General features: G+C 49.2%; 10 protein-coding genes. All 10 read left to right on the top strand.

All coding sequences use genetic code 11. The features are described 5' to 3' along the window. The first annotated feature begins 87 nt into the window (after nt 1-87). Nucleotides 88-723: a phosphatidylserine decarboxylase family protein gene (locus tag HY879_08145; GenBank protein ID MBI5603313.1), complete on the top strand. Its 636-nt coding sequence runs from the start codon at nt 88-90 to the stop codon at nt 721-723. Then, nucleotides 720-1,487: a CDP-diacylglycerol--serine O-phosphatidyltransferase gene (gene pssA / locus HY879_08150; protein ID MBI5603314.1), complete on the top strand. Its 768-nt coding sequence runs from the start codon at nt 720-722 to the stop codon at nt 1,485-1,487. The genes HY879_08145 and pssA overlap by 4 nt, the downstream gene beginning before the upstream one ends. Before the next feature lie 179 nt (nt 1,488-1,666). After that, entirely contained in the window at nt 1,667-3,208 is a 1,542-nt protein-coding gene (locus tag HY879_08155) for a 2-isopropylmalate synthase (GenBank protein ID MBI5603315.1), read from the top strand. Between the two features lie 79 nt (nt 3,209-3,287). Continuing rightward, entirely contained in the window at nt 3,288-4,574 is a 1,287-nt protein-coding gene (leuC, locus tag HY879_08160; protein MBI5603316.1) for a 3-isopropylmalate dehydratase large subunit, read from the top strand. 225 nt (nt 4,575-4,799) lie between these two features. Further along, the gene (locus tag HY879_08165) at nt 4,800-5,330 is read left to right on the top strand and encodes a 3-isopropylmalate dehydratase small subunit (GenBank protein MBI5603317.1); all 531 of its coding nucleotides are present in this window, start codon (nt 4,800-4,802) and stop codon (nt 5,328-5,330) included. A 10-nt stretch (nt 5,331-5,340) separates the two neighbouring features. Continuing rightward, entirely contained in the window at nt 5,341-6,399 is a 1,059-nt protein-coding gene (locus HY879_08170; protein MBI5603318.1) for a 3-isopropylmalate dehydrogenase, read from the top strand. Nucleotides 6,400-6,518: 119 nt separating this feature from the next. Continuing rightward, nucleotides 6,519-7,529, top strand: a complete 1,011-nt coding sequence (locus HY879_08175) for an aspartate-semialdehyde dehydrogenase (GenBank protein MBI5603319.1) — start codon at nt 6,519-6,521, stop codon at nt 7,527-7,529. A gap of 130 nt (nt 7,530-7,659) precedes the next feature. Beyond that, a complete protein-coding gene (gene rsmD, locus HY879_08180) occupies nt 7,660-8,214 on the top strand; it encodes a 16S rRNA (guanine(966)-N(2))-methyltransferase RsmD (GenBank protein ID MBI5603320.1) in 555 nt (184 codons plus the stop codon). 17 nt (nt 8,215-8,231) lie between these two features. Then, nucleotides 8,232-8,804, top strand: coding sequence for a pantetheine-phosphate adenylyltransferase (coaD, locus tag HY879_08185; GenBank protein MBI5603321.1), 573 nt, complete (start codon nt 8,232-8,234; stop codon nt 8,802-8,804). Between the two features lie 269 nt (nt 8,805-9,073). Then, nucleotides 9,074-10,180 (top strand): HDOD domain-containing protein (locus tag HY879_08190; GenBank protein MBI5603322.1); only part of this gene is annotated, 1,107 nt, incomplete at its 3' end.

Consider the following 10,180-nt stretch of genomic DNA (forward strand, 5'->3'; position numbering starts at 1 on the left):
CAGTCTCGGCCGGTCCCTGGCTTTTCCGGAGTCCCGGTTAATACGTAAATTGGGTTCGCCGAACGCTGAACGCCGAACGGGTTTTTTATGATTATTCCGATAGCCCGTCAAGGGTATCCATTTATTATTCTTGGGTTGGCAGGGGTTGTTCTTTTTGCCTGGTTGGACCTGTCCTTAGGTTGGGGAATAGCCGGCCTGTTTACCATCTTCGTAGCCGCGTTTTTTCGGGACCCCGAACGGGAGTCGCCCCAGGGAGAAAAAGTCTTATTGTCCCCGGCCGATGGTAAAATCCTGCTGATCGAGGAAGAGGAAGAAATTTCTTTTTTAACTGGCCGGGCGATAAAGATCAGTATCTTTATGTCGGTTTTTAACTGCCATATTAATCGCATTCCGATAAGCGGCAGTATAGAAAAGGTTTTTTATCAGGCCGGGAAGTTCTATGCGGCCAATAATGACCTGGCCTCGGCCCAAAACGAACAAAACGCCCTGGTTCTTACTACGCTCGCAGGGACAAAGATTTGTTTTGTTCAAATAGCCGGCTTGATCGCCCGAAGGATTGTCTGCTGGGTCAAGGCCGGTGAAACCGTAAAGCAGGGAGAGCGTTTTGGGTTGATCCAGTTTGGTTCAAGGGTGGATCTTTATTTGCCCACCGCAGCCCGACTCCGGATCAAACGGGGAGATAAGGTCAAGGCCGGGTTGACCATTTTAGGAGAACTGCCATGAGGATAAAAAATCGGAGGAATAAAAACAGGAAGGAACGGAGAAGGGGCGTCTATGTGCTCCCCAATCTGGTGACCACGGCCAGTCTTTTTTGCGGTTTTTATGCTGTAATCAGTGCGATTCAGGGAAATTTTTACCAGGCCGCCCTTTCCGTGTTGATTGCGGCTGTCCTGGATGGTCTGGATGGACGTATTGCCCGTATTACCAGGACGACCAGCGCCTTTGGTGTTCAGTATGATTCCTTATGCGATTTGATTGCTTTCGGAATGGCCCCGGGGGTCCTGGTTTTTCTTTGGGCTTTGAAACCCTTCAACCGATTCGGCTGGATGGCCGCCTTTCTCTATGTGGTTTGCGGGGCTTTGCGGTTGGCCCGTTTCAATGTTCAAGTGGGGCAGGTGGGAAACAATTATTTTGTCGGCCTGCCGATTCCGGCCGCAGCCAGTATCGTGGCCGCAACGATATTGTTCATTTATCAGGTAGGCGGAACAGGATCAACAGGTTACCTGGTGGTGTTGATCATGATCTATGTCTTATCATTTTTGATGGTCAGCAATATTCCGTATCCCAGCTTTAAAGGCCTGAAATTAGCGGAAAGACGCTCTTTCAACTTCCTGGTGGCGGCGGTGCTGATTTTTGTTCTGGTGGCCTTGGAACCCTTCGTCATGCTGGCCGTGGGGCTCCTGGGATATGTGCTGTCCGGTCCTGTCCTGGCTTTGTATAAGTTGAAGAGGAAACCGACGACCGAACCCGTAGAGCGGACGGTCTGATAATAAATAAGATTTCGGATTTCGGAGTGCGGATTTCGGAATTTAAAAAAGTATTTTCAAAAACCGTTAGTAACCCATTGGGGCATGGGGGCTTAGTACAGATACTGGGTGCTGGATACTGGAGTGAGGAACGCCTAATCACTAACGCCTAACGAGACCAGTAACGAGGAACGAGGAACATGGCTGAACGCATTATTATTTTTGATACAACCTTAAGAGACGGGGAGCAATCCCCGGGGGCCAGCATGAACAAGGCCGAAAAACTGCGTCTGGCCCGGCAATTGGAAAAATTAAAGGTCGATGTGATCGAAGCCGGATTTCCGGTGGCCTCACAAGGCGATTTCGAGGCCGTGGCCTTGATTGCCAAAGAGGTCCGGGGATTGACGGTTACCGCCCTTTCCAGGACAGCCAAAGGGGATATCGATCGGGCCTGGGAGGCCGTAAAAGAGGCGGCTGATCCCCGTTTGCATATTTTTATAGCGACCTCCGACCTGCACTTAAAATACAAATTGCGCAAGACCCGGAGAGAGGTGTTGGAGATCGTTCAAAAGGCGATTGCCTATGCCCGGCGCTATACCACCAATATCGAGTTTTCCACCGAAGACGGTTCCCGGACCGATCCTTCTTATCTGGTCCAGGTCGTCCAAACGGCCGTCAAGGCCGGGGCCACCACCATCAATTTTCCCGATACGGTGGGATACGCCCTGCCGGAAGAATTCGGGCAAAGGGTTCACCTTTTGCGGGAAAAGGTGGCGGCTGATGATCGGGTGGTCTGGAGCGTTCATTGCCATAATGACCTGGGGCTGGCCGTAGCCAATACCCTGTCCGCCATTCAGAACGGGGCCCGGCAGGCGGAGGTGACTATCAACGGTATCGGGGAACGGGCCGGGAACACCTCTCTGGAAGAACTGGTAATGGCCCTGCATACCCGAAAAGATCGAATGCCCTATTTTACCAATATTGAAAAACGGCAGATCTATCCCGCCAGTCGCTTAGTGAGCCGCATAACCGGCCTATTGGTCCCGGCCAATAAGGCCGTAGTGGGGGCCAATGCCTTTGCCCATGAATCTGGGATCCATCAGGATGGGGTTCTTAAAAAGAGGGCGACCTATGAGATCATGACCCCCAAGGATGTCGGACTGGACCAAAATGTATTGGTTTTAGGAAAACATTCCGGTCGCCATGCCTTTCAGGAGCGCCTGAAGGAATTGGGCTATGTTTTGAGTCCGGAAGATTTACAAAAAGTCTTTGAGAGGTTCAAAGACCTGGCCGACAAGAAAAAGGAAGTGGTCAATGAAGATATCGAGGCCTTGATCGCTGATGAGATCCTGATGATTCCCGATACCTATAAACTGGTCTATTTAAGTGTGATCAGCGGAAATATGGCGGTCCCGACGGCCACTGTTAAGATTGAGGTCAATGGAGAAATTATCCAGAAGGCCGGTTTTGGAGTGGGTCCGATTGATGCCACTTTTAATACCATCAATAAAATTATTCGAACCTGTACCAAGGCCTGTAAGCTTTTAAGTTTTTCGATCAATGCCATTACCGGTGGTACGGACGCCCAGGGGCAGGTTAATGTCCGTGTCGAACAGGACGGCAAGGTGGGCCTGGGCAAGGGATCGGATCCGGATATTATAACGGCCAGTGCCAAGGCCTATTTAAATGCCCTGAATCGATTGGAATATTTAAAAAAGAATCCGATTAAAAAACTATCGTAATACACGTTCGTCGTTCGGAGTTCGGCGTTCAGCGAAAAAGAAAATCTACGAACGCCGAACGGCTGTTATCGAGGGAATTATGTCTCAAACCATTACAGAAAAAATTTTAGCTGCCCACGCCGGAGTGAAAACCGTTCATCCCGGTCAGTTGATCGAAGCCCGGGTGGACCTGGCCCTGGCCAATGATATTACCGCCCCTATCGCCATGGAGGTTTTTTATAAGGCCAGCGGTAAAAAGGTTTTTGACCCGAAAAAGGTAGTCCTGGTTCCCGATCATTTCGTACCCAATAAGGATATAGCGGCGGCTGAACAATGCCGGAAGATGCGTCTTTTTGCCAGGGAGCAAAAGCTCACCCATTTTTTTGAGTTGGGGGAGATGGGGGTAGAGCATGCCCTGCTTCCGGAAAAGGGGTTGGTCTTACCCGGGGATCTGGTTATCGGGGCCGATAGTCATACCTGCACCTATGGGGCTTTGGGGGCCTTTGCCACAGGCGTCGGGAGCACGGACCTGGGCGCGGCTATGGTTACCGGCCAAACCTGGTTAAAGGTCCCCGAGACCATAAAACTGGTTTATCGCGGAAGACCCAGGCCCTGGGTTTCGGGTAAAGACCTGATCCTGTATACCATCGGAGACCTCGGGGTGGATGGGGCCCGCTACCAGGCCATGGAATTCAGCGGGCCGGCCCTGGCCGGTCTTTCCATGGCCGATCGGTTCACCATGGCCAATATGGCCATTGAGGCCGGGGCCAAGAATGGTATCTTTGAGCCGGATGACAGCACCATGGCCTACGTTCGGGAACGATCCAAGAAAAAAGGCAAGATTTTGCATTCCGATCCGGATGCCCAATATAGGGAAACGCGTTATTATGATTTGAGTAGCATCGAACCCCAGGTGGCTTTCCCCCACCTGCCCGAAAATACCCGGCCCATATCGAAAGTGGGAAAGGTACCGATTGATCAGGCCGTCATAGGATCTTGTACCAATGGACGGCTGGAGGATTTGCGGATTGCGGCCCGGGTATTAAAAGGGCACCAAGTCGCCAAGGGGGTCCGGCTGATCATTATCCCGGCAACCCCCTGGATTTACCAGCAGGCCATGTCCGAAGGGTTGCTGGACATCTTTTTGAAGGCAGGTGGGGTGATCAGCCCCCCCACCTGCGGTCCTTGTCTGGGAGGGTTTATGGGGATTCTGGCCCAGGGAGAAAGGGCCATCTCAACCACCAACCGCAATTTTGTGGGCCGCATGGGCCATCCGGGCAGTGAGGTCTACCTGGCCAGCCCGGCCATTACCGCGGCCTCGGCCGTCCTGGGATCTATCGGGCCGGTGGAGGCCTTGCCGAGGCTGAAAAAAGTTCGGAGTTTATAGTTCGGAGTTCAGAGAAACAAAATTTTTCCAACATCAGGAGTACCTGCCGGAAATATATTTAGGCGTTATGAAGAGACCAGTTTATAAAAATCCGGAAGCACCCATTTTCGTCATTCCCGTGAAAGCGGGAATCCAGTGTTTTAATTGGTTAGGCATGGACTGGATTCCCGCCTGCGCGGGAATGACGAGTTTTTATATCGTCATCATGAAGAAAAGGGATACAAAATGAAATATACCGGCCGCGTCTGGAAGTTCGGAGACCATATTGACACCGATGTCATCATCCCAGCCCGTCATTTAACCACTTCGGATCCGAAGGAATTGGGCAGCCATTGTATGGAAGATGCTGATCCTGATTTTGTGAAGAAGGTCCATAAGGGAGATATTATTGTTGCCGGTAGAAATTTCGGGAGCGGTTCTTCCCGGGAGCATGCCCCTATTGCCATCAAAGCCGCCGGCATTTCCTGCGTGATTGCCGAAAACTTCGCCCGGATCTTTTATCGAAACGCCTTTAATATGGGGCTTCCGATATTTGAATCCCCGGAAGCCGCCCAAACGATTAAAACCGGGGATGTTGTGGTGGTTAATGCCGAAACCGGCCTGATTGAAGATCGAACCTTAAAGAAAAAATTTCAAGCCGAACCTATTCCTCCGTTCATGCAGGAATTGATCGATGACGGGGGGCTGGTTGCCCATATCAATAAAAAGGCCCAAGGCCCAGAGCCCAAGGTACAGGGCCAAAAATCAAAGAGGTAAGGGAAAAACCATGAAAAAAACATATCTGATTGCAGTCATTTCAGGAGACGGCACCGGACCAGAAGTGGTGGCCGAAGGTTTAAAGGTGCTTAAGGCCGTAGGTCAAAAGGAGAAGCTCTCTTTTCATTTCATCCCTTTTGATCTGGGCGGCGAGCGCTATTTAAAGACCGGGGAAATCCTGCCGGATTCGGTCCTGGAAGAATTAAAGAAGGTCAACGCCATTTATCTCGGGGCCATTGGCCATCCGGGGGTAAAACCGGGTATTTTGGAGAAGGGTCTGTTGTTAAAACTGCGATTTGATCTGGATCAGTATATCAACCTGCGACCGGTTATTCTCTATCCCGGAGTGGACACCCCTTTAAAAAATAAGGGAGCGGCCGATATCGATTTTGTAGTGATTCGGGAGAACACCGAAGGTCTGTATGCCGGGGCCGGTGGATTTTTGAAAAAAGGGACTGCCGATGAGGTGGCTATCCAGGAATCCATTAATACCCGTAAAGGCGTGGAACGGTGTATCCGCTATGCCTTTGATTTTTGCCGCCGTCGGAATAAAAAACGGAAACTGACCCTCTGCGGCAAGACCAATGTCCTGACCTTCGCCTTTGATCTCTGGGAGCGGGCTTTCAAGGATGTGGCGAATGAATACCCGGACATCACCACGGATTACGCCCATGTGGACGCGGTCTGCATGTGGATGGTAAAAAACCCGGAATGGTTTGATGTTATTGTCACGGACAATATGTTTGGAGATATCATTACCGATCTGGGGGCCATGATTCAGGGCGGGATGGGCATCGCCGCCGGCGGGAATATTAATCCCCAGGGAGTATCGATGTTTGAGCCGATCGGCGGTTCAGCCCCTAAATATTCCGGGAAAAATATCATCAATCCCCTGGCCGCTATCGGAGCGGCCCAAATGATGCTGGCCCATCTCGGGTTGGATCCGGCCGCTCAAAGAGTAGACAAGGCCATCCGGATGGTGGTCAAAAATAATATCAAGGACCTTACGGCCGGTAAGATGGGATTTTCGACACAGGAAGTTGGAGATTTGGTGGTATCATATTTATAACAGGGTTCAAGGAGTCCAGGGGGCAAGGATTCAAGTGAAAGGCGTTGGTCTTAAACCCTTGAACCCTCGAATCCCGGAATCCTTGAATCCTATTTTGGTATCAAAGAGAGGTAAGACCAATGAGTAGAACATGGAATGTGGCGGTAGCGGGTGCCACGGGTGCGGTTGGAAATCAGATGATTCGTTGTCTGGAAGAAAGAAATTTTCCAGTAAAAAATATCCGGTTTTTGGCATCGGCCCGTTCTCTTGGCAAAACCCTGCCCTATAAAGGGGAACCGGTCCCCGTTGAGGAAATGAAGGAGAACTCTTTTAAAAACATCGAGATTGCCTTGTTTTCTGCCGGGGCCTCTACCAGCCTGAAATTTGCTCCCCAGGCGGTCCAGGCCGGGAGCATCGTGATTGACAATTCCAGCGCCTTCCGGATGGATCCCAAAATTCCCTTGGTGGTTCCGGAATGCAACTCTCATCGGATAACCGGGGGCCCAGGGATTATCGCCAATCCGAATTGTTCGACCATCCAAATGGTGGTGGCCTTAAAACCGATCCATGATCAGGTCCGGATCAGACGGATTATTGTTTCTACCTACCAGGCCGTTTCGGGGACCGGTCAGAAGGCCATTTTTGAACTGCAGAATCAGATCAAGGAGTTATCGGAAGGAAAAGAACCGGAAATAAAGGTATATCCCTACCAGATTGCCTATAACTGTCTGCCCCATATCGATGTCTTTCTGGAAAACGATTACACCAAGGAAGAGATGAAGATGGTCAATGAAACCCGGAAAATCCTGGAAGATGATTCCATCAGGGTTTCGGCCACGACGGTACGGGTCCCGGTTTTTTACGGCCATTCGGAAGCCGTCTATATTGAGACCGATAAAAAGATCCATCCCCAAGAGGTCAAAGATCTCCTTAGAAACGCTTCCGGGGTAATGGTGGTCGATGATATAGCCAACAAGATATACCCGACCGCTTTAATGGCCGAAGGAAAAGACGAAGTTTTTGTCGGCCGGATCCGGGAGGATATTTCCCATGAAAAAGGGATCGCCATGTGGATCGTGGCCGACAATATTCGAAAAGGGGCGGCCACCAACGCCGTACAGATCGCTGAGATATGGACCCAGAGAGGGTGATTCTAGATTGTGACGAGTGACGGGTGACGAGAAAAAACTAATATGGAATCCCTACGATTTCGTCAGGAATCAACAAAGTTGATTTTTCTTTCTGTTTTTAACCCGTCACCCGTCACCCGTCACCCCTCCCATGAGGATCATTGCCGGCCATTGCAAAGGACATCGGTTAGCTCCCTTAAAAGGCAGGCAGACCCGCCCGACTCAAGATCAGGTCCGGGAAGCGATATTTAACATCCTGGAGCCTGAAGGCCCTTTTTTAAGAATAGCCGATTTTTTTGCCGGGACCGGGGCCTTGGGAATGGAAGCCTTAAGCCGTTGGGGCGGTTCAGCCCTTTTTGTGGATTCTTCCCGAAGGGCTATTGATGCTCTCCGGGAAAATATTCGTCGTTTGAAAATGGAGGAAAGCTCCCGGGTGATCCAACGGGACCTGGCTCGAGGGATTCATTTTTTACTCAAAGCCGGCAGTCCCTTTGATCTTGTTTTTATGGATCCTCCTTACGGAAGGGGGTGGTGTGTACCTATCATCACCTCTCTGCTGAATCTTCCCGTCCTTGAAGAAACAGGGGTTCTGGTTCTGGAACACGATTTAACAGAGTTTGTTCCTCTGGCAGTCGGGGCCTGGGGAGTTGCCGATCAACGGCGGTATGGGCAGACCAGGATTTCTTTTTACAAATCAAAAAAATGATAAGGTAGAAAACAATAATGGAGCGAGTGGCGATTTATCCGGGCTCTTTTGATCCCATCACCAATGGACACCTCAGTCTGCTTCGCCGGGGCCTTCAGATATTTGACAAAGTTATTGTGGCCATTGCCATCAATCCGGAAAAAAAACCCTTGTTCACCTTGGCAGAACGGGTCGACATCCTGACGACGGTTTTAAAGGATTATCCCCGGGCCAAAATCGATCATTTCCAAGGCTTATTGGTGGATTATGTCCAACAACAGGGGACCAATATTATCTTGAGAGGTCTGCGGGCTTTGTCGGATTTTGAGTATGAATTCCAGTTAGCTCTGATGAATCGAAAGCTAAGCCGGAAGGTCCAGACGGTATTTATGATGACCGATTATAAATGGTTTTACATCAGCTCCACTATTATTAAAGAAGCGGCCTCCTTAGGTGGAAATATCGACGGCCTGGTACCGGAATTGGTTAAACAAAGGCTTAGAGAAAAGTTCGGGTTTCCCCCCATTTCTCCAACAAACAATCATTTAAAGAAAAATAATGGTTCAATAAATTCCAGAAGCAAGTCCCGCAAAAAGGAAATTTGGGAATAACCCAACCCGGACCAGCCGGAACCCAAAAATTCGTAACAATTTAGCCCTTTGAAAAACTTGAAACTTTTGTTTGAAAATCCCCACTTTCGCACACGTCATTCCGGTGAAAACCGGAATCCAGGTGTTATGCTGCGACGAAAAGAACCTGGATTCCGGTTTTCACCGGAATGACGGAGAGGTTGTCGACTTTTTTTTAAAAAGCTAAACTGATACAAAAATTCTATCCATTTTGCGTAGAAATTTATTCTTAAGTCACTGAGTTTGTTTTGATGGGCACGCCAAGGGTCAGCCAAAAAGAAGCTGTTTTACAAACTATTCGCCAGGCAAGCGATCTCCCTGTCATGGCGGAAACCATAAAATTTATTCAGAATATAAAGGCTTTTGCCGATCAAAATATTACGGAAATCGCCAATATTATTCTGAAAGACTATGCTCTAACCGCCAAACTGTTGAAAGTCGTCAACAGTGTCGTTTATCTGCAGTTCGGTGAGGTGACTACTATATCCCGGGCCATCTTTCTTTTGGGTATAGAGAACATCAAAGATATTTCCCTCACCTTGCTGATCCTGGATCATCTTCAAAAACACAGTGGGCATCCTAAAATTCTGGATATAATCAGCCAGGCCTATTTGGGCGGATTTATGGCAGAAAAAATAGTCCACGATCTGAACTTTGTAGAGGAGGAAGAAGCCTTTATCTGCGCCCTTCTTCATCCTCTGGGTAAGATCCTGACGGCTTTCGCCATGCCGGAGAAGATTGCCGAGATGGAGCGACAAAAAACTGAGAAAGACTACACTGAAAATTCAGTCTCTACTTCCGTCCTGGGGATTTCCTTTGAAGAAATAGGGGTAACGATCGCCACGGAATGGAATTTTCCCTCAAAAATCATCCAGAGTATGCACAATACCCGCCTTTCTGATCTCACAGCCGATCTCGGAGAAATGGAGAAACTCCGTATGATAGCCACCCTTTCTACGGAAATCTCCAATACTCTGGGAACCGATTTTGGGAAAAAAGAAAAAACCGATAAATTGAAAAAGCTTATCAACGATTATAAAGATCATATAAAAATTTCGGAGAATCTCGACCATCTGATAACGGCCGCTGCCCGGGATCTGAATCGACTGGCCGCTGATTTGAATCTCGATGTACAAGGAACCTCTTTGCATAAGCAATTGATAGAATGGGCAGGGCCTGAAATTAAAATCACCTCCGGCGCAGAAGAAGGCAGCCTAGATGATTTGAAGATCATCGAAACGTTTTTCCCCAGGGAAGAGGAAGAAGCCGAAACTATTTTTTCAAAAGGGATTCAGGATATTAATAGTTCGATACTCCAGCCCTTTGCCTTGAATGATGTCATCAGGATAGCCCTTGAA

Source organism: Deltaproteobacteria bacterium (genome assembly GCA_016219225.1).
In the GTDB taxonomy this organism is placed as follows: Bacteria; Desulfobacterota; RBG-13-43-22; order RBG-13-43-22; family RBG-13-43-22; genus RBG-13-43-22.

Coding starts and splice junctions, on each gene's coding strand:
- HY879_08145 (MBI5603313.1), top strand. CDS start 88: ATGATTATTCCGATAGCCCGTCAAGGGTATCCATTTATTATTCTTGGG.
- pssA (MBI5603314.1), top strand. CDS start 720: ATGAGGATAAAAAATCGGAGGAATAAAAACAGGAAGGAACGGAGAAGG.
- HY879_08155 (MBI5603315.1), top strand. CDS start 1,667: ATGGCTGAACGCATTATTATTTTTGATACAACCTTAAGAGACGGGGAG.
- leuC (MBI5603316.1), top strand. CDS start 3,288: ATGTCTCAAACCATTACAGAAAAAATTTTAGCTGCCCACGCCGGAGTG.
- HY879_08165 (MBI5603317.1), top strand. CDS start 4,800: ATGAAATATACCGGCCGCGTCTGGAAGTTCGGAGACCATATTGACACC.
- HY879_08170 (MBI5603318.1), top strand. CDS start 5,341: ATGAAAAAAACATATCTGATTGCAGTCATTTCAGGAGACGGCACCGGA.
- HY879_08175 (MBI5603319.1), top strand. CDS start 6,519: ATGAGTAGAACATGGAATGTGGCGGTAGCGGGTGCCACGGGTGCGGTT.
- rsmD (MBI5603320.1), top strand. CDS start 7,660: ATGAGGATCATTGCCGGCCATTGCAAAGGACATCGGTTAGCTCCCTTA.
- coaD (MBI5603321.1), top strand. CDS start 8,232: ATGGAGCGAGTGGCGATTTATCCGGGCTCTTTTGATCCCATCACCAAT.